This is a genomic window from Pseudomonas sp. JE3303, assembly GCF_056312565.1.
This window is the reverse complement of record NZ_JBWGIF010000006.1, coordinates 233,396-258,731: the sequence shown is the minus strand read 5'-3', so window position 1 is coordinate 258,731 and position 25,336 is coordinate 233,396. Positions and strand designations below refer to the sequence as shown.

Sequence of the window (25,336 nt, the reverse complement as noted above, 5' to 3'; positions counted from 1 at the left end):
TTTCAGGGTCGAACCAGAGTGACTGGAAATAGGGTTGCACGCCGCACGGGGCAAGCTGCAAGCCGGGCATGCTAGCACGCAGGGTATGGGCCACGGAGAAAATTTTGGAAATCGCGTAGTGGCGGTGAACTTGGGGGGAAATTTTTTGTTCAGAGGTTTTGAAGCATCCTACTCTTGATAAGACCTTACCCCTAGGAGTGTCTGGTTATGCGACTTCAGTCTCTTCTCGCCCTGACCGCCGCTGGCGCCCTGCTGCTGCCCATGGCAGCCCAGGCAGACTGGCCGGCGGGCAAGAAAGGCGCCTATATGGAACAGTGTGTCCAGGTAGCCACCGGTCAGGGCGTCGACGCCAAAACCGCCGATGCGCACTGCAAATGTGGTGCAGAGGCCATCGAAAAGAATTTTTCCAAGGCTGAGATCGAAGATCTCGACAGCAAGGACGGTGTTGACGCCAAGCTGATGCAGCGGGCGCAAACCGTGGTAACACAGGCCTGCGCGCCCAAGAAAAACTGATCCAGCGCACCTTGGATCACATTTTTTTACGTCTGACGCGCATTCAGTTAATGTAAAAGGCGCGACACACGCAAAATTAGACTATGATGTTGCTCGTGCACCTTGTGGCCTCGGCAACATCGCACCATTGAAAAATCATGTTTCTGGAGATTCACCCATGTCCAATCGCCAAACCGGCACCGTCAAATGGTTCAACGATGAGAAAGGCTTCGGCTTCATCACTCCACAAGGTGGCGGCGACGACCTGTTCGTTCACTTCAAAGCCATCGAAACTGACGGCTTCAAGAGCCTGAAAGAAGGCCAGACCGTTTCCTTCGTTGCCGAGAAAGGCCAGAAGGGCATGCAGGCTGCACAGGTTCGCCCGGAGTAATTCGGTAGAGCTTCAAAAAACCCGCCCTGGTGGCGGGTTTTTTGTTGCCTGAAATTCGTCGGATCAATGCGATTCGAGCGGTACTCAGGTGAAGGGGCGGACTGGTACCGGGTCGCCCCTGCAGACAACTAGCCGCAGTTGACGCGGTTGACGACACCTTTCTCATCGACATTGAGGTTGAGGCGGTCGGAACGGTATTCGAGGGTGACCACGTCGTGGGGCTTGAGGATACGGGCGGTTTGCGCACCGCTGGAGGCACGGGCCTGCTCGAGCAACTCGGCACTGCCTTGCTTGCCGATGCTGAAGTCGGCGCCGCTGGCCTCGCAACGACCGTCGTTGTTGGCCGGGGCCGATGGCGCACCATTGCCACCACCATTCGAAGAACCACCAGTGCTGCAACCTGCCAGGACTGCAGCTACCAGCAAGGTAGCCAGGGAAGCACGGGTACGGAACATGAATCCTCCTAATATCGATCACGGGAACTGCCCTATGCGACAGTTCGACAGAGATTTCGTTGCAAAACCGGCCACGTCTGCCTGAATCCAGCATGACAGTCGCAAGGCAATCGTGTCTGGATTTTGCTATGCCTAAGTCTGAGTGCTCTTGACGCAAGGGCATGATTTACTGCATGAAGTGAGAAGGCAATGTGCCTTCCCTTCGAGTGCCAGGGTCAGGCATCCGAATCGTCCACTACAGGCCCACGCCGAGATCACCATGAGCAGTCATACAATCGTTGCCGATATCAAGGTCAAATGGGCAGAAGGCCAGAGTGCCTACAGCCCAGGCAGCCCGGAAGAGTTACTGTTGATCGCAATCGACCTGCTGGTCCGCGATCGCGGCCACGAGGCGGCGCGCAGCTTTATCGACCAGGTGTTCGAGCGCTATTCGCCGCACGCGGCTATTGCAGTCGAGCCAGGCGCGCGCTGAGCAGGTCGAAAAGGCCTTGGGCATCGCCAGTGTTGATCCAGTGGACATTGGCTGGCTGCTTGAGCACGCCGTACCAATCGGCGACGGACTGACCAAAGGTCGGGCCCTCGCGGGTGTCGATTGTCAGATGGAGGTCGCGCCCGCTGAACAGCTCGGGCTTGAGCAGATATGCGATGACGCTGGCATCGTGCACCGGGCCACCGCTCATGCCATACAGGTCCATGTCATGCTGGATGTAGGCGTTGAGGATATTCACCACTTTGCTGCTGGCTTGGTTCTTGACCGCGGCCAACTGCTTCAGGCGGGCGTCACTGGTCAGCAGCTTGTGGGTGACGTCCAGCGGCAAGTAGGTGAGCCTGACGCCGCTGGCCAGCACCACTTCGGCGGCATGAGGATCGGCGTACAGATTGAATTCCGCGGCGGGCGTGATATTGCCGCCGTTGAAATGGGCGCCACCCATGACCACCACTTCCTTGATGCCTTTCACGATGTCCGGCTGCTGGATCAGCGCCAGGGCCAGGTTGGTCTGCGGGCCAAGCATGGCGATGGTCACGCTGGCGGGCTCGGCCTGGCTCAAGGTATCGACCAGATACTGCACGGCATTGCCCCTGGCCAGGCCCTGGCGCGGCTCATGGACCGGCACGCCGATCAAACCTTCCTGACCATGGACTTCGGCGGCATAGATGGGTGCGCGCACCAGCGGCCGCCCTGCCCCGGCGTACACCGGAATTTCCTCTCGACCTCCCCACTCGCGCGCCAGGCGGGCGTTGCGCGATGTCTTCTCGAGGCGCACGTTGCCGGCCACGGTGGTGATGGCGCGAATGTTCAGTTCGTCTGGCGAGGCCATGGCGAGCAGCAGAGCCACTACGTCATCGGCGCCTGGGTCGGTGTCGATGATCAGGTCACGCACAGCAGCATGCGCGGCGGTGACAGTGAGGGCAGACATCAGCAGGGCTCCTTGTAGCAAACGTTTGGCAGCTTGTATCAATATCTTGCACTCCTTGTGCCTGGATTCAGAAAGTCACGCCGGCGATCAGGGCAATGTTGCTGTAGGGTTGGCATTCGCCGGTACGCACCACGGCGCGGGCTGTTTTGCAAAGCGCCTTGAAGGCGTCATGGGGCACACATCGACGCAGGCCGATTTGCTGCTGTCCATGCAGTTGCTCGATGAAGGCAAAGGCCGGCGGCAGGGCCATGAAGATTTCATCGGCCAGCACGTGATGCTCGACCTGCATCTCGCTCAACACCACGCGCAAGGTGCTCGCAAAGTCCGGGATGCCGGGCGTGAGGGCCAGGTCTATCAGCTCGATACCAGGCGGAACTGGCAAACCGGCATCGCCGATCACCAGGATATCGCTGTGACCGAGACTGGCGATTGTACGCGACAGTGCGATGTTGAGCAGCGGGGTCTTTTTCATGGCGCCAGGTCCGCAAGACTCGGAATAGAGGGCTGCGCGCCGGCTCGAGTGACCGAGACCGCAGCGGCGCGCTGGCCGAGCTCGATGGCATCGCCCTCCCCCAGCCCTCGTGCCAGGGCTGCAGCGAAGCCACCCACAAAGGTGTCCCCCGCTGCGGTGGTATCCAGCGCAGTGACCGGGGTTGCCGGATAATGCTGGCTGCCGCTGCCGTCAGCAAACAGTACACCTTGGGCGCCGAGGGTGACGATAACCTTTCCCACGCCCCATTGGATCAGGCGCTCTCCCGCGCGGCGCGCGCTGTCCAGGTCGTGCACCGGCAAGCCGGTCAGGGCCTGGGCCTCGCTTTCATTGGGAATCAGGTAGTCGATGTGGCCAAGCCAGCCCTGGGGCAATGGTCCGGCGGCCGGTGCCGGGTTGAGAATAACCGTTTTGCCTAGTTCGCGACCGCGCCGCAAGGTCCAGGCCACTGTTGCCAAGGGCACTTCCAGCTGGCAAACGATGACCTCGGCGTCCTGCAGCAGGGCATCGAAGCGCTTCACCGACTCGGGCAGCAGATGACCGTTGCCGCCGGGAATGATGACAATTGCGTTCTGGCTGGTGGCATCCACCACGATCAGTGCCACCCCACTGGAGACGCCCGGGCAAACACTCACCGCCTGGCAATCGATGCGCTCGTCTGCCAGCGCCTGGCGTAATTGCTGGCCATACGCGTCATCGCCAATATTGCCGATCATCGCCACCGTGGCGCCGAGCCGCGCCGCCGCTACCGCCTGGTTGGCGCCCTTGCCTCCCGGCGCTGTGAAAAAGCGCTCGCCGGTCAGGGTCTCGCCGACGCGCGGCAGGCGTTCGGCCCATGCCACCAGGTCCATGTTGAGACTCCCCACCACTACCACCTTGGCGCTCATGTCAGGACCTCACCGGTAGTCATTGAACAGGCTCTGGCGCGGCCCGGTGGATTCGCGCAGCACGATCTTTGGCGGCACGATGCGTTGTTCAGCCTGGCGCTGGGGCGAGGCGATACGCAAGAGCAGCACTTCGGCGGCGCTCTCGCCAAGCTCGCGAATCGACTGGCCGACAGTGGTCAGTGCCGGATATACGTAGCGGCTGAGCTGGATATCGTCGAAACCGATGACCGAAAGCTGGCCGGGCACGCTGATGTTGCGCTCGGCGGCGGCGCGCAACACACCGAAGCCGATCATGTCATTGCCGGCGAAAATCGCCGTGGGCGGCCGGCCACCCAGCAGGCGCGCCGCCGCGTGATAGCCGCCATCGCTGGTGAAGTCGCATTGCAGGAGCCGCTGCTCGTCCACTACCACTTCGGCCTCGGCCATGGCCCGATGGAAACCCGCCAGGCGCAACTGGCCGACGCCGGTGTCGGTCGGGCCGCCGATGCAGGCAATGTCGCTGTGGCCGAGCTCAAGCAGATGCTGGGTGGCCAGATAGGCGCCCTGCTCGTGGTCGATGCGCACCAGGTCGGCGGGAACACCCTCAAGCGCGCGGTCAACGATGACCATGGGGGTGCGTACGCAGGCGAGGCTGTCGAGCAGGTCGCGGTCTTCGCCTACCGAGGCGACGATCAAACCATCGACCCGCTTTTCCAGCAGCACACGCAGGTAGCTGCGCTGCTTTTGCGGGTTGTCGTCGGAGTTGCAGAGGATCACGCAATAGCCGTTGCGTTCGCAGCCGTCCTCGATGCCTCGAGCCAGTTCGGCGAAGTACGGGTTGATGCTGTTGGGCACCAACAGCCCGATGGTGGCAGTGCTGCGCGCCCTGAGCGAGCGGGCCACGGCACTGGGCACGTAGTCGAGCTCGAGGATGGCCGCCTCCACCTTGAGCCGTACCTGTTCGCTGACCGGGCGGGTCTTGTTCAGCACATGCGAAACCGTTGTGTAGGAAATGCCTGCCAGTGCCGCGACATCTTTTATCGTTGCCATAGTTCAGTTCCGCCGGGCTGCGCGCCGGCTGCGGTAGGTGTCGAGTACGACGGCGATCACGATGACCGCCCCGGTGATGATGCGCTTGGTGGGTTCGGAGGCGCCGATCTGCGCAAGGCCCGCGGCCAATACGGAGATGATCAGTACGCCAAAGAAGGTGCTGATGACCGAACCGCGCCCTCCCATGAGGCTTGTACCGCCGATGACCACGGCGGCGATCACCTGCAGTTCGAGGCCGGAACCGGCGTTGGGGTCGGCGGCTTCGAGGCGCGATATCTGGAACAGCGCGGCAACACCCGCAAGCAGACCCATCAGCGCGAACACCATGACCTTGTAGGGGCGCGGGTCGATGCCCGCCAGGCGCACGGCCTCCTCATTGGTGCCGATACCGATCAGGTAACGGCCGAACACGGTACGCGTCAGCACCAGGTGGGCGACGACAATGATCAGCAAGGCGATGATGAACGCTGGCGAGATGCCAGACGCGATCGGATTGGAAAACCAGGCATAGGCGTCACCGATGTAGGCAGTGCGCGAGTCGGTAAACTGGTAAGCAAGTCCGCGGGCCATTTCCAGGACACCGAGCGAAACGATGAACGACGGGATGCGCCAGGCTACGGTGATGGCGCCGGTAATACTGCCGGCCAGTGCGGCCGCAGCCATGCCCAGCAAGGCCGCGGGCACCACGCTCCAGCCCCAGCCGAGAATCGCCACGCTGACGGCCGAAGCCGCCAGCGCCAGCACCGAACCAACCGAGAGGTCGATGCCGCCGATGATCAGCACAAAGGTCATGCCGACCGCCAGCACCATCAGGTCGGGGATCTGATTGGCCAGGGTGCTGAAGGTGCCGTAGGAAAAAAAGTGACTGCTCAGTGATGAAAACAGCACGATCATCGCCAGCAAGGCGCCCGCCAGGCCAAGGTAGGTGCCGAGGCCGAAGCAGGTACCGGAGCGGCGCTGCGTTGGGCTTGCAGATGCTTCAAGGGGGGTGGGTTTCATGGGTCCATCCTGGGCGCTGCGGCGTGCAGCAAGGCGTCACGTTTCTGGTATCCGGCGAAAGCGGCGGCCAGGAGCTGATCCTGGCTCCAGTGGTCGCGCTCGAAGGTGTCGATCAGGTGTCCTGCCGAGAGCACGGCGATGCGGTCGCAGATCAGCATCAGCTCGCGCAGGTCACTGGACACCACCACCAAGGCCTTTCCCTGACGCGCCAGTTCTGCCAAGAGGCCGTAGATGTCGAACTTGGCGCCAACGTCGATGCCTCGGGTCGGTTCGTCGAACAGCAGCACCTGGCAGTCGCGCTCCAGCCAACGACCGATCACAACCTTTTGCTGATTGCCGCCCGACAACTCGCCTACTGCCTGCTCAGGGCCGGCGCTGCGAATGCGCATGGCACTGATCTGCCGGAGCGCCAGTGCGCGCTCGGCTTCATGGTCGAGCACACCAGCGCGGGACACGGCATCCAGGTTGCCCAGGGCGATATTGGCGCTGATCGACTGCGACATCAGCAGGCCTTCGCCCTTGCGGTCTTCGGTGATCAGGGCGATGCCGGCGCGCACGGCGGCCTTTGGGGAATCAATGGTCACAGGGCGCGGTGGCTGCCCCAGCTCGATGCTGCCGCTGTCGGCGTGATCGGCCCCGTAGATCAGGCGCAGCAGCTCGGTGCGGCCCGCACCGATCAGGCCAGAGATACCGAAGATCTCCCCTGCCCTGACCTCGAACGACACGCCGCGCACCTTGTCGGCACGGCTCAGGCCGTTGACCCGCAGCAGCGGCGCACCGATCTGCCGACGGCCCAGGTCGATGTGTTCGGCCAACTCGCGCCCGACCATCAGATTGACCAGCTCGCCGCTGCTGTAGCGCCGGACTGGCTCGACACATACGAGCTTGCCATCACGCAGCACGGCGATGCGCTGTGCGACGCGTTGCAGCTCTTCGAGGCGGTGCGAGATATAGACGATGGCGACACCGCGCTTGCGCAGGCGCTCGATCTGGGTGAACAGCAACTCCACCTCGCGGGCAGTGAGCACGGCGGTGGGTTCGTCGAAGATCAGTACCCGGCAATCGCCGATGAGGTTGCGGGCGATCTCGACCATCTGTTGATGGCCCATGCCCAGCTCCCCCACCGGGGTATCTGGGTCGATGGCGTCCAGGCCGACCTGGGCCATGGCCGCGGTTGCCAGCTGGCGCAGGCGCTTCTGGTTGATCCAGCCAGCGCGGCTGGGCAGGTTATCCAGGAACAGGTTCTCGGCGACGGTCAGGGTCGGCAGCAGGTTGAGCTCCTGCATGACCATGCGCACGCCGAGCCGCTCGGCCTCGCTGCGGCTGGCAGGCGCGTAGGGTTGCCCCAGGAAGTGCATGCGGCCGGTGCTTGGGGTTTCCAGGCCGCTGATGAGTTTGGATAAAGTGCTCTTGCCGGCGCCGTTCTCGCCGGTAAGGGCCAACACCTCGCCTGCGTGCAGGTTCAGCTCGATATCGCCGAGCACGGGCTGTGCGTAGGTCTTGCCCAGGGCGCTGACTGCTAGCACGACATTCGCCGTCGCTGACATGGCCGGTTCTCCAAGCGCCTGCCGCACGGGCAGGCGCGCACGTGACGACTAGGGTTGGGTGATCAGCTCGACCGGGGTCTGGATGACGTTGTCGGCATCCACTGCAGGCTTTTCGCCCTTGATCATCTGCAGCGCGGCCTGGATGCCGTACACCGCCTGTCCTGCCCCGTGCTGCTCGAGGGTTGCGAGTACGCGGCCGTCCTTGAGCATCGGCTTGATGGCATTGATGTTGTCGTAGCCGACTACCTGCACCTGCCCCGCCTTGCCTGCGGCGCGCACGGCCGAGACGGCACCGAGGGCCATGCTGTCATTGCCGGCGAGCAGCGCCTTGAGCTCGGGGTATTCGTTGAGCATGGCGGCGGCGACGGCGTTGCCTCTGTCGATTTCCCAGTTGCCCGACTGCACCGAGACCACGTTCATCCCTGCGGCAGCCATGGCGTCCTTGAAGCCCGCGGTGCGCTGCTGGGCGTTGGTGGTGGTGGGCACGCCTTCGATGATGCCGACCTGGTCCCCTGCCTTGAGCTTCTGCTGTGCCAGATAGTCGCCGACCAGTTGTGCACCCTTGCGATTGTCGGGGCCTACGAAAGGCACCGAGATGCTCTTGCTCTTGAGCACATCGGGATCAAGGCGGTTGTCGATGTTGACCACGGTAATACCAGCATCCATGGCCTTCTTCACCACAGGCACCAGGGCCTTGGAGTCGGCCGGAGCAATGACCAGTGCGGTGACGCCGGACACGATCATCTGCTCGACGATGCGAATCTGGTTGGACGTGTCGGATTCGTCCTTGATGCCGTTGGCGACCAGGTCGAAATCAGTGGAGTGCTCTTTCTGGTAGGCCTTGGCGCCGTCTTCCATGGTGCGGAAGAACTCATTGGCGAGGGATTTCATGACCAGCGCAACCTTGGGTTTGTCGTCGGCATGAGCCTGTGACAGGGAAAGCGTGGCGAGAACGGCTATGGCCAAAAGACGGCCAGCGGAGGGCAATTGCATGTGTTGACTCCGGATCTTGTGATTTTTTTCGGGTCGCAAACGTTTGCAGGACGTAACTATGGAAACGGGGACGGCATTTGTCAAATCCTGGTGAGCCGCCCGGTGCCAGGCGCGGGGATTATCCGAGAAATCTCATCAAAACCGAACAGGCAGAGCAATAAAAATCCCGCTCCTGACTTTCCAAAGATTGATTGTGACCGCATCGATTGTCACGGGTAACTTGCGCTGACGCTGTATTGCGAAAACGGCCACACTCAAATACTGTATGCGCATACAGCAAACAAGGAAACAAACTCGTGGCCAAGCCCGCAGCTTCTTCCCCTGGCAGTTATGAACTTCTGGGAACTCGCATCCAGAAGATCATCAACAACCCTATCGCCCAGCGCAGCCGTACAGCATTGCTGATGCGCCTGGACCATGAGTCGCCGGATGACTGGGAAACCCTGCTCGAAGAGATCGCCGAGAACGACAACGTCACCATCGCCCACCGCGATGACGGTGGCGTACAGATCTTCTGGACCGTTCCCAAGGATGACTGACCGCGCATGAGAGTTTCGCTTCTAGCTACCGCTTGCCTGCTGCTTGCTTTCACCACCGCCCAAGCCGATGCCCCGCGTACCTTCAGCGAAGCCAAGAAGGTGGCGTGGCGCCTGTATGCGCCGCAATCGACGGAGTTCTACTGCGGGTGCAAGTACAACGGCAACAAGGTCGACCTGAAGGGCTGCGGCTATGTACCGCGCAAAAACGCCAAGCGCGCGTCGCGCATCGAGTGGGAACACATTGTTCCGGCCTGGCAGATCGGCCATCAACGCCAGTGCTGGCAGAACGGTGGGCGCAAGAACTGCTCGGCCCATGACAAGGTGTTCCAGCGTGCCGAAGCCGACCTGCACAACCTGGTGCCGAGCATCGGCGAGGTAAACGGGGATCGCAGCAACTATGGGTTTGGCTGGCTGCCTGTGCAGCAGGGCCAGTACGGCAGCTGCCTGACACAGGTCGACTTCAAGGCGCGCAAGGTCATGCCGCGGCCGTCGATCCGGGGGATGATCGCGCGCACCTACTTCTACATGAGCAAGCAGTACGACCTGCGCCTGTCAAAGCAGGACCGCCAGCTATACAACGCCTGGAACAAGACCTACCCGCCGCAGGTGTGGGAGCAGCAGCGCAATCAGCGCGTTGCGTGCCTGATGGGCCGCGGCAACGAGTTCGTCGGGCCGGTCGACCTCAAGGCTTGCAGCTGAGGCTCAGGCCAGCGCTTGCAGGTAGGCGCTGGCCTGCTGGTAACGGGCCAGTCGATCGAGGTCGCTGGCGCCAGGGCATGGAATACGCGAAAGATCACTATTGTCGGCAAGGTCGGCAAGTTTCACCACTCGAGCCAGTGGGTCATCGCCTACGCGCACGACAAAGTCTTCGTAGGTCTCACCCTTGCGCCGGCTCAGGGCGAGCACGGCGGCGAGAATCTTGAGCTTGAAGCCCTCGCGGGCAAGGTCCGAGAGAGTGATGCCTGAATCTTCCAGCACGTCGTGCAAGACCGCGACAATGCGCTGTTCTGCCGTCTGGACCCGCATCATCACCCGCAACGGGTGCAGGATGTAGGCCGAACCCCCTTTGTCGCGCTGCCCTTCATGCGCCCTGGCAGCCACCGCAATAGCCCGCTCCAGCGTAGACATGAAGCCCTCCTGCTTAACGATCGCGTCGTCAATGACGCGCCACGGCACTGGCGACAACTACACCGCCCTCTTACCCAGCATAGTCGGGGAAATTTCCTACAAGTTCAATGCCCTAACGAAGATTGGCAGCTATCGTTCGGCGCCGTGCTGAATGACCACGGTGTCGGTGCCAAGACGGGCCATGACGTCGGCCTTGCGCGCCTCGGCGTCGGCCTTGCTGGGGAACGGCCCCATCAGCACCACGGGCTTGCCGTCGCGGTACTCGACGGATGACGGAATACCCTTCTCGATCAGGCGTGCGGTCATGTCGGTGAGGGCGCCCATGTTCGGGCCCTGGACAACTTCGACGTCCCAGCCTTCGGGCGCGGGCTGGCCAGCCAGGGCGTCGGCACGGCGCTGCAGGTCGGCGCCGCCGCAACGCTCACGGATGCGCAAGTCGTTGCCGGTGGTGTCGATGATGATATCGAACTTGCCGTCGTGCTTGACCGCCACGTAGCTGCGGTAGGCCTCGAACACACCGGCGTTGTCCTTGCCGCGGACCTGGCCGCAGATGGAGCCGTCGGTGTCGAACCGCACGTTGGCGAACTTGGCTGTCTTGGGGTTCTGCAGATGCTCGGCGACCTGCTTGTGCACGCCTTCGACTTCGTTCTCACAGCCAGCCAGGGCCAGCACCGCCATTACCACCGCCACTTTGCGCACGCGCTTATCTCCTGATTTCGAGCGGCGGATTCTAGCATGCCAAGGGGTGCATTACCTTTGGACGAAGGAGTGGCGCAGTGTCGCGATGTAACGGGCTGTTACGGATCGCGAGATGGAAAAAGGGCGAACCCTTGCGGGATCGCCCTTTTCAATTTGGTAGGCACAATTGGACTCGAACCAACGACCCCCACCATGTCAAGGTGGTGCTCTAACCAACTGAGCTATGTGCCTGTCGTGTGGGGCGCACTATACTGGCGATACCGATGCCTGTAAAGCGATTTTTCCGAGGATAATCAAAAACTTTCGGTTCGGCGCGATATCGGTTTGTGTGTGCCGCCATGTCGCGCCTCACACCCGAGATCGCTGACGCTGAAACAGCAAAAAGGGCGAACCCTTGCGGGATCGCCCTTTTCAATTTGGTAGGCACAATTGGATTCGAACCAACGACCCCCACCATGTCAAGGTGGTGCTCTAACCAACTGAGCTATGTGCCTGTCGTGTGGCCGCCATTCTACTCATTCCAAAAAACGTGTCAACAGTTTTTTTCAGCCTAAGCCACTGAATCTAAAAACTATTTCTACAAGTCAGACGTCAGGGATTTTTAACAGACGACTAGCGGGTGTTTATTATTATTGATAGCATTGGTACATTCGTTAAAAATATAACACAGAGGTTGCTCCGAGCATGGCCAACACCCCTTACCCCCAGTCCTACTACGCCGCCTCGGCCAACCCGGTGCCGCCACGTCCGGCGCTGCAGGGCGAGGTGGAGACCGACGTCTGCGTCATCGGCGCAGGCTACACAGGCCTGTCGAGTGCGCTGTTCCTGCTGGAGAGCGGCTTCAAGGTGACCATCGTCGAGGCCGCGAGGGTCGGTTTCGGTGCATCTGGCCGTAACGGCGGCCAGATCGTCAACAGTTATAGCCGCGACATCGATGTGATCGAACGCACCGTCGGTCCCAAGCAAGCCCAGCTGCTAGGCCACATGGCCTTCGAGGGCGGGCGCATCATCCGTGAGCGCGTGGCCAGGTACAACATTCAGTGCGACCTGAAGGACGGGGGCGTCTTCGCTGCCCTGACGTCCAAGCAGATGGGACACCTGGAGTCGCAACAGCGCCTGTGGGAACGCTACGGCCATACCCAGCTGGAGCTGATGGACCAGAAGCGCATCCGTGAAGTCGTCGCCTGCGACAGTTATATAGGCGGCATGCTCGACATGAGCGGCGGTCATATCCACCCATTGAACCTGGCCCTGGGCGAAGCCGCTGCCGTGGAGTCGCTTGGCGGGATTATCCATGAGCAGACCCCTGCCGTGCGCATCGAGCGCGGCGCGAACCCCGTGGTGCACACGCCACAAGGCAAGGTGCGGGCGAAATTCATCATCGTTGCGGGTAACGCCTACCTGGGCAATCTGGTGCCTGAGCTGGCCTCCAAGTCCATGCCTTGTGGCACCCAGGTGATCACTACCGAGCCTCTGGGAGAGGAACTGGCGCGCACCCTGCTGCCACAGGATTACTGCGTGGAAGACTGCAACTACCTGCTGGACTACTATCGCCTTACGGGTGACAAGCGCCTGATCTTTGGTGGTGGCGTGGTGTATGGTGCCCGGGATCCGGCTAACATCGAGGCAATCATCCGCCCGAAGATGCTCAAGGCCTTCCCGCAGCTCAAGAACGTGAAGATCGACTATGCCTGCACGGGCAACTTCCTGCTGACCCTGTCACGCCTGCCACAGGTCGGCCGCCTTGGGGACAACATCTACTACTCTCAAGGCTGCAGTGGCCACGGCGTCACCTACACCCACCTGGCGGGCAAGGTGCTGGCCGAGGCCCTGCGTGGCCAGGCAGAGCGCTTTGATGCGTTTGCCGAACTGCCGCACTACCCCTTCCCCGGCGGGCAGATGCTGCGGGTGCCATTCAGTGCGCTAGGCGCCTGGTACTACAGCCTGCGCGACCGCCTGGGCTTCTGATCGCCCGCAATGCCAGCGGTCATTGCCCCAGGGCGCTGACCGCCTGGCGAGCCGCCCGCTCCTGCCCTGCGCGGGAGAGTTCATCGGCCGCCTGCAACCAGCGCTGACTGTCGACCTGAGCCGGCAGTTGGCTGGGTGTCTGAACCAGGATTGCCCAACTCCCCTCCTTCGCCCAGGCCGAATTGAATTCATCAAAATCCATCAACAGCCGCCGGCTCATCCCGGAGCGCAGCAGCACCCGCGATTTGTACCGGTCATAGCCAACCAGCAAGGCATAGCGTGGCTCGCTCCAGAAAGCCGAGCCTTCCTGGTAGCGCAGCAGCACCGGATTACCAGCGGCGACCTGTGTCAGCAAGGCGTCGAGGCGCGAATCCAGTGGATAAACGACCATGCCGTATTCACGGGCCGCGCTGGGAATACCGGTCTGCAGGGTTTCGGCGCCTTGGGGCAGGTTCAGCGGTTTGTCCAGCAAGCCAGGGGTGATCTGCACGCCTTGCTGCGACAGCAACGCGGCCAGGGCCATGGCCCCGCTGTGATTGGCGTTGCCGCGATAGAACGGCACGCTGCCCAGCTCTACGCGCTGGGGCAGGCCTTGCAACGAGGATGGAGGCTGGCCGGCGCAACCGGCCAGGCCGGCGGCCACCAGGCATGCCGCCAGCAGGCGGCGCGGCGCGGCGGCGAGGGACTTCGCGGTAACTTGCAACATGGACACTCGCTTGGACTGTCGCCAGGCAGGCAGCGCCCGGCACTGGGGCTGATGATAGGGCGGCGGGACGAAAGGCGATAGACCATCGGGGAATGGAACGTCACGGACGACGAGCTAGACTTGAAGAGTCCGCAGGGAGGAGGCTTCGATGAGTCTGACAATGGCAATACTTATGCTTATTGGCATGTGGGTCAGTGTCGCTGCCGCCATGCTCTGGGGCGTGATGCGCATCGTACGGCGGCATCAACCGCGTCATCAACGCCCCCCGAAAACCGTGCGCCGGCATATGAATGCCCATTGAAGCCCGGCGCAGTCCCCCCGTCAGCCTTCGGCAGCCTCGCGCTTCAGGCGCGCCCGGCGCGTCATGATGTTGAGGATCTCGATCAGGGTCGAGAACGCCATCGCGGCATACACGTAGCCTTTCGGCACATGGGCGCCAAAGCCTTCGGCTATCAGGGTCATGCCGATCATGATCAGGAAGCCCAGCGCCAGCATCACCACGGTCGGGTTGTCGTTGATGAAGTCGGCCAGCGGGTCTGCAGCCACCAGCATGACAATCACGGCACTGACCACGGCAATGATCATGATCGGCAAGTGCTCGGTCATGCCCACGGCGGTGATGATGCTGTCGACCGAGAAGACGATGTCGAGCAGCAGGATCTGGAAGATCGCCGCCCCAAAGCCCAGGGTGATCGCGCTCGATACCTTGGCTTCTTCCTTGGCACCGCGAGGATCGACGCTTTCATGGATTTCCTTGGTCGCTTTCCACAGCAGGAACAGGCCACCGGCGATCAGGATCATGTCCTTCCAGGAGAAGCTCTGGCCGAACACCTCGAAGACCGGATCGGTCAGCTGGACAATCCAGGCCACGGTGCTGAGCAGCGCCAGGCGCATGACCAAGGCCATGCTGATGCCAATCCGCCGCGCCTTGGAGCGATATTGCTCAGGCAACTTGTTGGTCAGGATGGAGATGAAGATAAGGTTGTCGATGCCGAGCACGATTTCCATGGCCACCAGCGTGGCCAGGGCTACCCAGGCGGTCGGGTTAGAAGCGAGTTCCAGTAGATAATCCATGATTCAATCCTGTATCGGGTCTGGGCTCAGATGTCCTGAGTCTGGTTTTCGTCATCGGCCTTGCGCAGCGACTTGCCAGGCTCGGTGCCGAGCGTGTCGTTCAGTGCCTGCTGGGCAGCCTTGTTGGTCTGGTCGATGGCTTGCTTGGCCGATTCGGCCGCCTGGTCGAGGACCAACTGCGCCGATTTCTCGGCCTGCTCGCAACCTGTCATCGACAATGCGGCCAACAGCACCACCATGGGTGTACCGATGGATTTGAACTGAAGCATGGATCCCTCTCTTCTTGATTTATCGACGACGCCATACCTGGCGCGCCTGATGGGAAGGCATTCTAGAGAGCGTAATACATCAGGAAAATTCGTTTTTTTTAGCGGGTATACTTCGGTTTTTACGAATCGGGACTGCTCTCTATGCTCAACTACCGGCAGCTGCATTACTTCTGGGTGGTCGCCCGGACCGGCAGCATCGTGCGTGCCAGCGAGCAGCTCAACCTGACTTCACAGACCATCAGCGGGCAGATCGGTTTGTTCGAGCAGACCTACGGCATAGAGCTGTTCCAGCGAGTAGGCCGGCAGCTGGAGCTGACCGAGAGCGGCCGCCAGACCCTGGACTATGCCGAGCAGATGTTCCAGATCGGCAGCGAGCTGGAAACGATGTTGCGGGCGGGGCCAGAGGAGCAACAGGTCCTGTTCAGGGTAGGCGTCGCCGATGTGGTGCCCAAGTCCATTGTCTACCGTCTGCTGGCACCCACCATGGAGGTGGAGAACGGCCTGCGAATCAGTTGCCGCGAAGACAAGCTCGAGCGCCTTCTGGCAGACCTGGCGATCCAGCGCCTCGACCTGGTGATCTCCGACAGCCCCATGCCAAGCCACCTGGACATCAAGGGCTACAGCCAGAAGCTGGGCGAATGCGGCCTGAGCTTTTTCGCCACCCCGGCATTGGCCCGCAAGCACGGCCAGCCCTTCCCCGCCTGCCTGCACGGTGCGCCGCTGTTGATACCTGGCCAGGAGACCGTGGTGCGCAGCCGGCTACTGCGCTGGCTCTCCGAGCAGCAGGTACAGCCGCGGATCATCGGAGAATTCGATGACAGCGCGTTGATGCAGGCGTTTGGTCAGTCAGGCAGTGGGATCTTTGTCGCGCCGAGTGTGATTGCCGATGAGGTGTGCCGGCAATACGGCGTGCAGTTGATCGGCGATACGGAGGCGGTGAACGAGTCGTTCTACGCGATTTCCGTGGACCGCAAGGTGAAGCACCCTGGAATTGTCGCGATTACCGAGGGGGCGCGGCGGGAGCTGTTTCACTGGTAAGCGCAAAAGACCTGGACGGTCTGTGCTAAAGTCGCGGCCTTTTTTCTACAAGACAGAGATTTTTTCGACATGTCCTCAGTCCTGCGCCTTTTGAACCGCACCAGCCTGGTGACGCAGATCGTCATCGGCCTAGTGGCCGGCATAGCCTTGGCGCTGATGGCGCCCGCCGCCGCCGCCAACGTGGCGTTCATTGGCAAGGTGTTCGTCTCCGCCCTTAAGGCCGTGGCACCGATACTGGTGTTCGTGCTGGTGATGGCGTCCATCGCCAACCATCAGCATGGGACCCAGACCCATATGCGTCCGATTCTCTGGCTTTATCTGCTGGGGACATTTTCGGCGGCACTGGTTGCAGTCGTGGCCAGCATGAGCTTTCCCTCACACCTGGTGCTGAATGCCAGCGAGGCCGCGCTGAGCGCCCCCGAGGGCATCACCGAGGTGTTGCAGGACCTGCTGCTCAGCGCGGTGGACAACCCGGTGCACGCCCTGGTCAATGCCAACTTCATCGGTGTGCTGACCTGGTCGATCGGCCTGGGCATCGCACTGCGCAGCGCCAGCGACAGCACGCGCCAGGCGGTCGACGACCTGTCCAATGCCGTTACCCGACTGGTGCGGATGGTAATCCGTTTCGCGCCGCTGGGGATCTTCGGGCTGGTGGCCTCGACCCTCGCGCAATCTGGCCTCGACGCGCTGCTGGGCTACCTGCATCTGCTGGGCGTACTGATGGGCTGCATGCTGTTCGTGGCGCTGGTGGTCAATCCGCTGATCGTCTACTGGAAAATCCGCCGCAACCCTTTCCCGCTGGTGTTGCTGTGCTTGCGCGAGAGCGGCATCACGGCATTCTTCACCCGTAGTTCGGCGGCCAACATCCCGGTCAACCTGGCGTTGAGCGAAAAACTCGGCCTGCACGAGGACACCTATTCAGTCTCCATTCCGCTGGGCGCGACCATCAACATGGCGGGCGCGGCGATCACCATCACCGTGCTGACCCTGGCGGCGGTGCACACCCTGGGCATCTCGGTCGATCTGCCAACCGCGGTACTGCTGAGCGTGGTGGCGTCGATCTGCGCGTGTGGAGCCTCGGGCGTGGCCGGTGGCTCACTGCTGTTGATTCCGCTTGCCTGCAGCCTGTTCGGCATTCCTGGCGAGATTGCCATGCAGGTAGTCGCCGTGGGCTTCATCATCGGCGTGCTGCAGGATTCGGCGGAAACCGCGCTCAACTCGTCCACCGATGTGATTTTCACCGCCGCTGCGTGCGAAGCCCAGGCGCGCCGGGCCGCCTGAGGCGCCTTGTTTTTGCCCTGCCAGGCCCCTAGTCTAGGGGCCTTTCCTCGCACAGAGACTGGGCCATGTCAGAACACGATACCGCAGGCGAAGGCCGTTTCAGCAGCGCCGAGATCCGCATCCTCGGCGCACTGATCGAAAAGCAGGCCACCAGCCCGGAAAGCTACCCATTGACCCTCAATGCCCTGGCACTGGCCTGTAACCAGAAGACCAGCCGGGAGCCTGTCATGAACCTCTCCCCTGGCCAGGTGGGCCAGGCATTGCGGGCACTGGAAGGTCAAGGCATGACCCGCCTGCAGATGGGCAGCCGCGCTGACCGCTGGGAGCAGCGGGTCGACAAGGCCCTCGAGCTGGTGCCAGCGCAGCTAGTGCTGCTGGGGCTATTGTTCCTGCGTGGACCGCAGACCATCAACGAACTGTTGACTCGCAGTAATCGCTTGCATGCATTCGAAGACGCCGATCAGGTTCAGCATCAGCTTGAGCGTCTGGTTTCGCGAGAACTGGCCGTGCATCTGCCGCGTCAGGCAGGACAGCGTGAAGATCGCTACACACATGCGCTAGGGGATCCGGCCGAGATCGAAGCGATTCTGGCGGCACGTCAGCAAGGGGGGGAACGTAGCGGCGGCGGTGGGGTGTCAGAGGAGCGCATCGAGGCGCTGGAAGCCAGGATCGCCGTCCTGGAAGCCCGCCTGGCCGAGCTGGAATAATCCCCAGCGGCCTCAGGGCTTGTCGGGCTTGGGGAAGTGGCGGCAACTCTTGCGCTGGTCCAGTTCCTGGTCGCTGGGGCGCTGGTCGACGAACACGGTGCGCCCGTCAGCGTAGATCTCCAGATACCCCCAATGCAGGTCCTGCTCCTGCTGCCCAGGCTTGGGCGGCACGAGCCACCAGGGTTCACGGCTTATCAAGGTCATCGGCGGGCCTCTGCGACAGGGTGTCCATGTTCACTATAGACACCCTTGGCACAGGCCCGGATGAGTCTTACGCTGGCACCGAGGTGCGGATCAGGTGGTCAAAGGCTGCCAGGGAGGCCTTGGCGCCCTCGCCCACGGCGATGACGATCTGCTTGTAAGGCACGGTAGTCACGTCACCCGCCGCGAACACGCCTGGCACATTGGTCTGGCCCTTGGCATCGACGATGATCTCGCCGCGCGGCGACAGCTCGACCGTGCCCTTGAGCCAGTCAGTGTTGGGCAGCAGGCCGATCTGCACGAAGATGCCTTCGAGCTGCACGTCATGCAGTTCCTCCGTGGTGCGATCCTTGTAGCGCAAACCGTTGACCTTCTGACCATCGCCCAGCACTTCAGTGGTCAGCGCACTGGTGATTACCTTGACGTTGGGCAGGCTGTGCAGCTTGCGCTGCAGCACGGCATCGGCACGCAGTTGGCTGTCGAACTCGATCAGGGTCACATGGGCGACGAGGCCGGCCAGGTCGATCGCCGCTTCCACGCCAGAGTTGCCCCCGCCGATCACCGCAACGCGCTTGCCCTTGAACAGCGGGCCGTCACAGTGCGGGCAGTAGGCCACACCACGGTTGCGATAGTCCTTTTCGCCCGGCACGTTCATCTCGCGCCAGCGGGCGCCGGTGGCCAGGATCACGGTCTTGGCCTTCAGCGAGGCACCACTGGCCAGGCGTACTTCGTGCAGGCCACCGTCGGTAGCCGGGATCAGTGCTTCGCCGCGCTGCAGGTTCATGATGTCGACGTCGTACTGCTTGACGTGCTCTTCCAGGGCGGTGGCCAGCTTGGGCCCTTCGGTCTCCTGGACCGAGATGAAGTTCTCGATCGCCATGGTGTCGAGCACCTGGCCGCCGAAGCGCTCGGCCGCGACACCGGTACGGATGCCCTTGCGCGCCGCATAGATGGCAGCCGCCGCACCGGCAGGTCCACCACCGACCACCAGCACATCGAAGGCGTCCTTGGCGTTGATCTTCTCGGCCTGGCGTTCACCGGCACTGGTGTCGATCTTGCCGAGGATTTCTTCCAGGCCCATGCGGCCCTGGCCAAACACTTCGCCGTTCAGGTACAGACTCGGCACGGCCATGACCTTGCGCGCCTCGACTTCGTCCTGGAACAGCGCACCGTCGATGGCCACGTGGCGCACATTGGGGTTGAGCACGGCCATGAGGTTCAGCGCCTGGACCACGTCCGGGCAGTTCTGGCAGGACAGCGAGAAGTAGGTCTCGAAATTGAACTCGCCCTTGAGCGATGCGATTTGCGCGATCACATCGGCACTGGCCTTGGAAGGGTGACCGCCGACTTGCAGCAGCGCCAGCACCAGCGAGGTGAATTCGTGGCCCATGGGGATGCCGGCGAAGCGCAGGCTGATATCGCCCCCTGGGCGGTTGAGCGAGAACGATGGGCGACGGGCGTCGTCACCGTCCACGCGCAGGGAAATCTGGGTCGACAGGCTGGTGATCTCGACCAGCAGGTCGTGCATTTCGCGGGATTTCGCGCCGTCGTCGAGGGATGCAACGATCTCGATCGGCTGGGTGACCCGCTCCAGGTAGGCTTTGAGTTGCGATTTGAGAGTGGCGTCCAACATACGGGCGATTTCCTTTTTCGATTGTGCAAATAAAAACGCCCAGGCACAGGTGCCCGGGCGTTTTGGCGGGGCGATGAGAACTTAGAAGTGGCGGTTGCTCACCGCCCGTGGCTGGCTCACGGTCTTAGATCTTGCCAACCAGGTCCAGCGATGGGGCCAGGGTGGCCTCGCCTTCTTTCCACTTGGCCGGGCAGACTTCGCCTGGGTGAGCAGCAACGTACTGGGCAGCCTTGACCTTGCGCAGCAGCTCGGTTGCGTCACGGCCTACACCGCCGTCGTTCAGCTCGACGATCTTGATCTGGCCTTCCGGATTGATCACGAAGGTACCGCGGTCGGCCAGGCCGGCTTCTTCGATCAGCACGTCGAAGTTGCGCGAAATGACGTGGGTCGGGTCACCGATCAGCGGGTACTTGATCTTGCCGATGGTTTCCGAGGTGTCGTGCCAGGCTTTGTGGGTGAAGTGGGTGTCGGTCGACACGCCGTAGATCTCGACGCCGAGTTTCTGGAACTCGTCGTAGTTGTCGGCCAGGTCACCCAGCTCGGTTGGGCAGACAAAGGTGAAGTCGGCTGGGTAGAAGAACACTACCGACCATTTGCCCTTGAGGTTGGCTTCGGACACGTCGACGAACTCGCCGTTGTGGTAAGCGGTAGCGTTGAACGGTTTTACCTGGCTGTTGATGATAGGCATGAGTGACGCTCCTTCAGGGGTTTGGAAAACTTGATGGGAGAATCCTAACCAATGAGGCGGCGGATGGCTCATTGGCAAAGTTCATGCTGATGATTGGTTTTGGCTATAACAGGAGAATATTAATAGAAGGGATTGAGCTGAGGCCCTTATGGCGGGCTTGCCCGCGAAAAGGCCTCAGTTCAACACATCAGCGCGTAACCGTACGCATCGTCACAAACTCCTCCGCCGCCGTCGGGTGCACTCCGATGGTCTCGTCGAACTGCTGCTTGGTCGCGCCAGCCTTGAGCGCAATGCCAAGCCCCTGGACGATCTCGCCAGCATCCGGTCCGACCATGTGACAGCCGAGCACGCGGTCGGTCTGGGCGTCGACCACCAGCTTCATCAGGGTCTTTTCCTGGACGCTGGTCAAGGTCAGCTTCATCGGCCGGAACCGGCTTTCGAACACCTGCACCTGGTGCCCGGCTTCCAGCGCCTGCTCTTCGGTCAGGCCCACAGTGCCAATCGGCGGCTGGCTGAATACGGCGGTGGGAATGTTCTGGTAGTCCACCGGGCGGTACTGCTCAGGCTTGAACAGACGGCGTGCAACCGCCATGCCTTCAGCCAGCGCCACCGGAGTGAGCTGAACGCGGCCGATCACATCGCCAATGGCAAGAATCGACGGCGCGGTGGTCTGGTACTGGTCGTCGACGCGAATGTAGCCCTTCTCGTCGAGCTCCACACCGGTGTTTTCCAGCCCGAGGTTGTCGAGCATCGGGCGCCGGCCGGTGGCATAGAACACGCAGTCGGCGGCCAGCTCGCGGCCGTCCTTGAGGGTGGCCTTGAGGCTGCCGTCCTGCTGCTTGTCGATACGCTGGATATCGCTGTTGAACTGCAGGTCCAGGCCGCGTTTCTCGAGCTCTTCCTTCAGGTGCGTGCGCACCGAGCCGTCAAAGCCGCGCAGGAACAGCTCCTTGCGGTAGAGCAAGGTGGTGCTGGCGCCCAGGCCCTGGAAGATCCCGGCGAATTCCACGGCGATGTAGCCGCCGCCGACCACCAGCACGCGCCGCGGCAATTCCTTGAGGAAGAACGCCTCATTGGAGCTGATGGCCAGTTCCTTGCCCGGAATGTCAGGAATCTGCGGCCAGCCGCCGACGGCGATGAGAATGCGTTCAGCGCTATAGCGCTTGCCGTCGAGCTCGACTTCATTGGCGCCGGTGATACGGGCGTGGCCTTCAAGCAGGGTCACGCCGCTGTTGACCAGCAAGTTGCGGTAGATGCCGTTGAGGCGCTCGATCTCGCGGTTCTTGTTGGCGATCAGCGTGCCCCAGTCGAACTGGGCATCTTCCACCGTCCAGCCAAAGCCAGAGGCCTGCTCGAAGTCGTCGGCGAAATGCGCGCCGTACACCAGCAGTTTCTTCGGCACGCAACCGACGTTGACGCAGGTGCCTCCCAGGTAGCGGCTTTCGGCAACGGCCACCTTTGCGCCGAAGCCTGCGGCAAAGCGCGCAGCGCGTACACCGCCGGACCCGGCACCAATCACGAACAGATCAAAATCGTAGGCCATGTATTCAGTCTCCTTGGCAGGCGCCCAGCATACCGCCGACTGGCGCCAGGAACAAAAAAGCCACCCCTAGGGGTGGCTTCGCATGCAGGGAACGAGTCGAACTCAGTACGCCTTGCCTGTCTTGTAGAAGTGCTCGAAGCAGAAGTTGGTCGCGTCGATGTAGCCCTCGGCGCCGCCGCAGTCAAAGCGCTTGCCCTTGAACTTGTAGGCCATCACGCAGCCGTTTTGCGCCTGTTTCATCAGCGCGTCGGTGATCTGGATTTCACCACCCTTGCCCGGCTCGGTCTCCTCGATCAGCTTGAAGATATCAGGAGTGAGGATGTAGCGGCCGATGATCGCCAGGTTGGACGGGGCGTCTTCAGGCTTTGGCTTCTCGACCATGGAGTGAACGCGGTAGATGTCGTCGCGGATCATCTCGCCGGCGATCACACCGTACTTGTTGGTTTCCTGCGGATCGACTTCCTGGATGGCGACGATCGAGCAACGGAACTGCTCGTACAGCTTGACCATCTGCTTGAGCACGCCGTCACCTTCGAGGTTGACGCACAGGTCGTCCGCCAGCACCACGGCGAACGGCTCGTCGCCGATCAGTGGGCGGCCGGTCAGAATCGCGTGGCCCAGGCCCTTCATTTCGGTCTGGCGGGTGTAGGAGAAGGAGCACTCGTCGAGCAGGCGACGGATGCCGACCAGGTATTTTTCCTTGTCGGTGCCCTTGATCTGGGTTTCGAGCTCGTAGCTGATGTCGAAGTGGTCTTCCAGCGCGCGCTTGCCGCGGCCGGTAACGATGGAGATCTCGCTCAGGCCAGCGTCCAGTGCTTCTTCAACGCCATACTGGATCAGTGGCTTGTTGACCACCGGCAACATTTCCTTGGGCATGGCTTTGGTAGCGGGCAGGAAGCGGGTGCCGTAACCGGCGGCCGGGAACAAGCATTTCTTGATCATATACGTCCTTAACTAGGGGCTTGCCTACGTGGTTCGGCGCAGTCTAATCAGGCGGCGGTCACCTTACAATGCCGCGCCTTGGGCAGAACAACGCCTTGATAGAGATACCCCAGTGTAGATAGTTCCAAAGGTTCGTAAAGATTCCCCACATAAAGAGTTTCGCGGCCGATCAACTGCCCCCCGTTCCCTGCCCGATCAGTACACCATCCACTTCCTGTCCGTACACGTTCACGCCATCACCGGCATGAAACCTGAGCCGTGTCTTTTCCACCGAACCGTCCACCAGCCGCGGGTCCTGGGGCCGTTCGTGACGATTGATCCAGGCGGCCACATCCCACGCCTGCTGGTCGCTCAGGCTGCCGGGCTTGCCAAGGGGCATGTTGTGCTTGATGAACGACGCCGCCGTATTGATCCGGTGCATCCCGGCGCCCCAGTTGTAGGAGCCCTTGCCCCACAGCGGCGGCATCACATAGTCGCCCGCCACCTGCTGCCCTTCACCCTGCTCGCCGTGGCAGATCGCGCAGTGCGCCTGATAGACCTCCTGCCCGCGCTTGAAGTCGTAACCGCCTGCTGGCTGCGGGACGTCCGGGTAGCCTCGCCCAGGGGTTTCCACGCCGATCGGTGCCTTGCTCGCCAGCCAGTAGGCATACACGGACAGGGCCGTCATCTGTCGGCTGTCGGCGGCAGGCGGCGTGCCGTTCATGCTGAACTGGAAGCATCCCTGGATACGTTCGGCAAAGGTATTCACCTTGTCGTTTTTCTTGCGATAGGCCGGATACATCGGGTAAGCGCCCCACAGCGGCGCCGAGTGGGCCATACGGCCCTGGTCGAGATGGCAGTTGCTGCAGTTCATGCCATTACCCACCGCTTCAGGCATCAGCCGGCGCGTGTTGACGAACAGCGCATGCCCCTCACGAACCATCTGCCCGAAGGCGTTATCCGGCAGCTCACGCTCGGACGGGGGTGAAAACACCGGTGCAACCTGGCTGCCGGGGACCTTCAGCTGGGACTGATCTTCCATGACGACAGGGGCTGCGTGGGCGTAACCCAGCCCCATCCACGCAAGCAAAAGCATCGAACGCTTCATGGCTTGACCTCCAGACTGGCGAGATTGGCAAAGTACTCGGCGAGCGACATGACCTCGGCATCGGTCATGGCCTTGGCGACCCCTGCCATCATCTGGTCAGGGTCGTTGCGTCGGCTGCCATCGCGCCAGGCATTCAACTGAGCCGCCAGATAACTCGCCGGCTGGCCGGCCAGAGGTGGAAAATGCTCGCCCACTCCACCGCCACCGAGGCCGTGGCATTGGATGCAGCCCGGAATCTGCCGACTCCAGTCGCCATAAAGGGCCATTTTCTCAGGGGGATCGTTGCTCATCTGCTGACGACGCAGCGTAGGAGCAGGGGCGGCGGGCATGCCGGCCAACAGGGCGCTGACAGCCTGGATTTCCCCATCGCTCAGCGCCTTGGCCAACGGTTCCATGATGGCGTGCTTGCGACTGCCATTGCGGAAGTCATGCAGTTGCTTGCTCAGGTAACCTGCTGGCAGGCCTGCCAGGCGAGGAAAGCCCGCCGCGGCGACCCCCTTGCCGTAAGGACCATGACAGCCCAGGCAAGCCATGGCGGCGGGGTCTTGCCCACCTTGGGCGAAGATTGCCTGGCCGTCGGCTGCGTGCGCTGCCGGCCAGGCGCTGACCAGCATGCTGATCAGGAAGCGGCCAAAAAGGTACATCACGGGACTCCATTTCCTCGTTATAGGCCTACGGATAGTAGGGCTATAGCCTGACCGGAACAACGCCGGTCAGGCGGAGGAAACGGCAAACGGCCTGCAAACTGCGTATTTGCTGAGCTGGATCAAGAACCAGAGATACACCGGGTTGCCGCAGTGCGTACATCACCCAAGCGCAACGGGAAGTTGTTGAGCCGCTCGAATACCTTGATACTGCTGCCACTGCCACGCTTGTCGATATCCACCAGAGCAGCAGGCCCCGCGCCCAGCTTCTGCGGGACTATCAGGCGCAAGCCATCGCCACGGACTTCTTCATCCAGCGTTTCGCGCGTCTTGGCGAGGTTCTGCTTGACGCAATCAGCGTACTCACGCGGCGACTTGCCAGACATCACATCCATCGTTTCATGCGAGCGTTCGAGCTCAGACACGCTGACACACCCACCCAACGTCACTGCCGCCGCTGCCACGACCCACTTCATTGGAAAGCCCCT

Annotated in this window: 30 protein-coding genes and 2 tRNA genes; 9 read left to right on the top strand and 23 right to left on the bottom strand. The window is 61.9% G+C overall.

Going from position 1 to position 25,336, the window contains the following annotated elements:
- Positions 1 to 207: 207 nt before the first annotated feature.
- Positions 208 to 513, top strand: coding sequence for a hypothetical protein (locus AC0ZZU_RS11190; RefSeq protein WP_476340679.1), 306 nt, complete (start codon positions 208 to 210; stop codon positions 511 to 513).
- A gap of 157 nt (positions 514 to 670) precedes the next feature.
- A complete protein-coding gene (locus tag AC0ZZU_RS11185; RefSeq protein ID WP_007956027.1) occupies positions 671 to 883 on the top strand; it encodes a cold-shock protein in 213 nt (70 codons plus the stop codon).
- Between the two features lie 128 nt (positions 884 to 1,011).
- On the opposite strand, the gene AC0ZZU_RS11180 is transcribed toward AC0ZZU_RS11185, so the two are convergent.
- The gene (locus AC0ZZU_RS11180; protein ID WP_476340677.1) at positions 1,012 to 1,338 is read right to left on the bottom strand and encodes an I78 family peptidase inhibitor; all 327 of its coding nucleotides are present in this window, start codon (positions 1,336 to 1,338) and stop codon (positions 1,012 to 1,014) included.
- Positions 1,339 to 1,597: 259 nt separating this feature from the next.
- On the opposite strand from AC0ZZU_RS11180, the gene AC0ZZU_RS11175 reads away from it, so the two are divergent.
- Positions 1,598 to 1,810 carry a hypothetical protein gene (locus tag AC0ZZU_RS11175; RefSeq protein WP_158457751.1) on the top strand — a complete coding sequence of 71 codons (213 nt, stop codon included), beginning with the start codon at positions 1,598 to 1,600 and terminating at the stop codon, positions 1,808 to 1,810.
- Here AC0ZZU_RS11175 and AC0ZZU_RS11170 read toward each other — a convergent pair.
- The 7 genes from AC0ZZU_RS11170 to AC0ZZU_RS11140 all read right to left on the bottom strand — a co-directional run bounded on the left by AC0ZZU_RS11170 (position 1,782) and on the right by AC0ZZU_RS11140 (position 8,701).
- The gene (locus AC0ZZU_RS11170) at positions 1,782 to 2,756 is read right to left on the bottom strand and encodes a nucleoside hydrolase (RefSeq protein WP_476340676.1); all 975 of its coding nucleotides are present in this window, start codon (positions 2,754 to 2,756) and stop codon (positions 1,782 to 1,784) included. The genes AC0ZZU_RS11175 and AC0ZZU_RS11170 overlap by 29 nt on opposite strands.
- A gap of 67 nt (positions 2,757 to 2,823) precedes the next feature.
- Positions 2,824 to 3,228, bottom strand: coding sequence for a D-ribose pyranase (gene rbsD, locus AC0ZZU_RS11165; RefSeq protein WP_476340675.1), 405 nt, complete (start codon positions 3,226 to 3,228; stop codon positions 2,824 to 2,826).
- Complete coding sequence (gene rbsK, locus AC0ZZU_RS11160; protein WP_476340674.1) at positions 3,225 to 4,133, bottom strand: ribokinase; 909 nt, start codon at positions 4,131 to 4,133, stop codon at positions 3,225 to 3,227. The genes rbsD and rbsK overlap by 4 nt, the downstream gene beginning before the upstream one ends.
- Before the next feature lie 9 nt (positions 4,134 to 4,142).
- Entirely contained in the window at positions 4,143 to 5,162 is a 1,020-nt protein-coding gene (locus AC0ZZU_RS11155; protein ID WP_476340673.1) for a LacI family DNA-binding transcriptional regulator, read from the bottom strand.
- A gap of 3 nt (positions 5,163 to 5,165) precedes the next feature.
- Complete coding sequence (locus AC0ZZU_RS11150) at positions 5,166 to 6,161, bottom strand: ABC transporter permease (RefSeq protein ID WP_476340671.1); 996 nt, start codon at positions 6,159 to 6,161, stop codon at positions 5,166 to 5,168.
- Positions 6,158 to 7,708 carry a sugar ABC transporter ATP-binding protein gene (locus tag AC0ZZU_RS11145; RefSeq protein WP_476340669.1) on the bottom strand — a complete coding sequence of 517 codons (1,551 nt, stop codon included), beginning with the start codon at positions 7,706 to 7,708 and terminating at the stop codon, positions 6,158 to 6,160. The genes AC0ZZU_RS11150 and AC0ZZU_RS11145 overlap by 4 nt, the downstream gene beginning before the upstream one ends.
- A 48-nt stretch (positions 7,709 to 7,756) precedes the next feature.
- Positions 7,757 to 8,701, bottom strand: a complete 945-nt coding sequence (locus tag AC0ZZU_RS11140) for a substrate-binding domain-containing protein (protein ID WP_476340667.1) — start codon at positions 8,699 to 8,701, stop codon at positions 7,757 to 7,759.
- A gap of 296 nt (positions 8,702 to 8,997) precedes the next feature.
- Here AC0ZZU_RS11140 and AC0ZZU_RS11135 point away from each other — a divergent pair, with 296 nt between their 5' ends.
- Positions 8,998 to 9,240, top strand: a complete 243-nt coding sequence (locus AC0ZZU_RS11135) for a DUF1654 domain-containing protein (protein WP_476340666.1) — start codon at positions 8,998 to 9,000, stop codon at positions 9,238 to 9,240.
- Between the two features lie 6 nt (positions 9,241 to 9,246).
- The gene (locus tag AC0ZZU_RS11130) at positions 9,247 to 9,939 is read left to right on the top strand and encodes an endonuclease (protein WP_476340665.1); all 693 of its coding nucleotides are present in this window, start codon (positions 9,247 to 9,249) and stop codon (positions 9,937 to 9,939) included.
- Between the two features lie 3 nt (positions 9,940 to 9,942).
- Here AC0ZZU_RS11130 and AC0ZZU_RS11125 read toward each other — a convergent pair whose 3' ends face one another.
- The 4 genes from AC0ZZU_RS11125 to AC0ZZU_RS11110 all read right to left on the bottom strand — a co-directional run bounded on the left by AC0ZZU_RS11125 (position 9,943) and on the right by AC0ZZU_RS11110 (position 11,561).
- Positions 9,943 to 10,368, bottom strand: a complete 426-nt coding sequence (locus AC0ZZU_RS11125; RefSeq protein WP_476340663.1) for a GTP pyrophosphokinase — start codon at positions 10,366 to 10,368, stop codon at positions 9,943 to 9,945.
- Between the two features lie 129 nt (positions 10,369 to 10,497).
- Positions 10,498 to 11,067, bottom strand: a complete 570-nt coding sequence (locus AC0ZZU_RS11120) for an SPOR domain-containing protein (RefSeq protein ID WP_476340662.1) — start codon at positions 11,065 to 11,067, stop codon at positions 10,498 to 10,500.
- A 154-nt stretch (positions 11,068 to 11,221) separates the two neighbouring features.
- A tRNA-Val gene (locus AC0ZZU_RS11115) sits at positions 11,222 to 11,298 on the bottom strand.
- A 186-nt stretch (positions 11,299 to 11,484) separates the two neighbouring features.
- Positions 11,485 to 11,561, bottom strand: a tRNA-Val gene (locus tag AC0ZZU_RS11110).
- 190 nt (positions 11,562 to 11,751) lie between these two features.
- Here AC0ZZU_RS11110 and AC0ZZU_RS11105 point away from each other — a divergent pair.
- Positions 11,752 to 13,035 carry an NAD(P)/FAD-dependent oxidoreductase gene (locus AC0ZZU_RS11105; protein ID WP_476340660.1) on the top strand — a complete coding sequence of 428 codons (1,284 nt, stop codon included), beginning with the start codon at positions 11,752 to 11,754 and terminating at the stop codon, positions 13,033 to 13,035.
- A 19-nt stretch (positions 13,036 to 13,054) separates the two neighbouring features.
- On the opposite strand, the gene AC0ZZU_RS11100 is transcribed toward AC0ZZU_RS11105, so the two are convergent.
- From AC0ZZU_RS11100 to AC0ZZU_RS11090, 3 genes are all read right to left on the bottom strand, one after another.
- Positions 13,055 to 13,741: a peptidase C39 family protein gene (locus tag AC0ZZU_RS11100; RefSeq protein WP_476340658.1), complete on the bottom strand. Its 687-nt coding sequence runs from the start codon at positions 13,739 to 13,741 to the stop codon at positions 13,055 to 13,057.
- 321 nt (positions 13,742 to 14,062) lie between these two features.
- Positions 14,063 to 14,815 (bottom strand): TerC family protein, encoded by a 753-nt coding sequence (locus AC0ZZU_RS11095; RefSeq protein ID WP_476340656.1) that lies wholly within the window; start codon positions 14,813 to 14,815, stop codon positions 14,063 to 14,065.
- A gap of 26 nt (positions 14,816 to 14,841) precedes the next feature.
- The gene (locus tag AC0ZZU_RS11090; RefSeq protein ID WP_476340654.1) at positions 14,842 to 15,084 is read right to left on the bottom strand and encodes a hypothetical protein; all 243 of its coding nucleotides are present in this window, start codon (positions 15,082 to 15,084) and stop codon (positions 14,842 to 14,844) included.
- Positions 15,085 to 15,225: 141 nt separating this feature from the next.
- Between AC0ZZU_RS11090 and nhaR the strand changes: the two genes are divergently transcribed.
- The 3 genes from nhaR (at position 15,226) to AC0ZZU_RS11075 (ending at position 18,110) form a co-directional block, all read left to right on the top strand.
- A complete protein-coding gene (gene nhaR / locus AC0ZZU_RS11085; protein ID WP_476340652.1) occupies positions 15,226 to 16,122 on the top strand; it encodes a transcriptional activator NhaR in 897 nt (298 codons plus the stop codon).
- A gap of 69 nt (positions 16,123 to 16,191) precedes the next feature.
- Positions 16,192 to 17,403, top strand: a complete 1,212-nt coding sequence (gene sstT, locus AC0ZZU_RS11080) for a serine/threonine transporter SstT (protein ID WP_476340650.1) — start codon at positions 16,192 to 16,194, stop codon at positions 17,401 to 17,403.
- A gap of 65 nt (positions 17,404 to 17,468) precedes the next feature.
- Positions 17,469 to 18,110 (top strand): YceH family protein, encoded by a 642-nt coding sequence (locus AC0ZZU_RS11075; protein ID WP_476340648.1) that lies wholly within the window; start codon positions 17,469 to 17,471, stop codon positions 18,108 to 18,110.
- A 12-nt stretch (positions 18,111 to 18,122) separates the two neighbouring features.
- Here the strand turns inward: AC0ZZU_RS11075 and AC0ZZU_RS11070 are convergent, their stop codons facing one another.
- From AC0ZZU_RS11070 to AC0ZZU_RS11035, 8 genes are all read right to left on the bottom strand, one after another.
- The gene (locus AC0ZZU_RS11070; RefSeq protein WP_476340647.1) at positions 18,123 to 18,314 is read right to left on the bottom strand and encodes a hypothetical protein; all 192 of its coding nucleotides are present in this window, start codon (positions 18,312 to 18,314) and stop codon (positions 18,123 to 18,125) included.
- Between the two features lie 67 nt (positions 18,315 to 18,381).
- A complete protein-coding gene (gene ahpF / locus AC0ZZU_RS11065; protein WP_476340645.1) occupies positions 18,382 to 19,944 on the bottom strand; it encodes an alkyl hydroperoxide reductase subunit F in 1,563 nt (520 codons plus the stop codon).
- Positions 19,945 to 20,068: 124 nt separating this feature from the next.
- A complete protein-coding gene (gene ahpC, locus AC0ZZU_RS11060) occupies positions 20,069 to 20,632 on the bottom strand; it encodes an alkyl hydroperoxide reductase subunit C (protein WP_158460695.1) in 564 nt (187 codons plus the stop codon).
- A 187-nt stretch (positions 20,633 to 20,819) separates the two neighbouring features.
- On the bottom strand, positions 20,820 to 22,175 hold the full coding sequence (gorA, locus tag AC0ZZU_RS11055; protein ID WP_476340643.1) for a glutathione-disulfide reductase: 1,356 nt from the start codon (positions 22,173 to 22,175) through the stop codon (positions 20,820 to 20,822).
- 102 nt (positions 22,176 to 22,277) lie between these two features.
- Positions 22,278 to 23,117: a UTP--glucose-1-phosphate uridylyltransferase GalU gene (galU, locus tag AC0ZZU_RS11050; protein WP_158460697.1), complete on the bottom strand. Its 840-nt coding sequence runs from the start codon at positions 23,115 to 23,117 to the stop codon at positions 22,278 to 22,280.
- A gap of 169 nt (positions 23,118 to 23,286) precedes the next feature.
- A complete protein-coding gene (locus AC0ZZU_RS11045) occupies positions 23,287 to 24,204 on the bottom strand; it encodes a c-type cytochrome (RefSeq protein ID WP_476340639.1) in 918 nt (305 codons plus the stop codon).
- Complete coding sequence (locus AC0ZZU_RS11040) at positions 24,201 to 24,848, bottom strand: c-type cytochrome (protein ID WP_476340638.1); 648 nt, start codon at positions 24,846 to 24,848, stop codon at positions 24,201 to 24,203. Before AC0ZZU_RS11040 ends, AC0ZZU_RS11045 begins: the two co-directional genes overlap by 4 nt.
- A 122-nt stretch (positions 24,849 to 24,970) precedes the next feature.
- Positions 24,971 to 25,324, bottom strand: coding sequence for a hypothetical protein (locus AC0ZZU_RS11035; RefSeq protein ID WP_476340637.1), 354 nt, complete (start codon positions 25,322 to 25,324; stop codon positions 24,971 to 24,973).
- Positions 25,325 to 25,336: the final 12 nt, after the last annotated feature.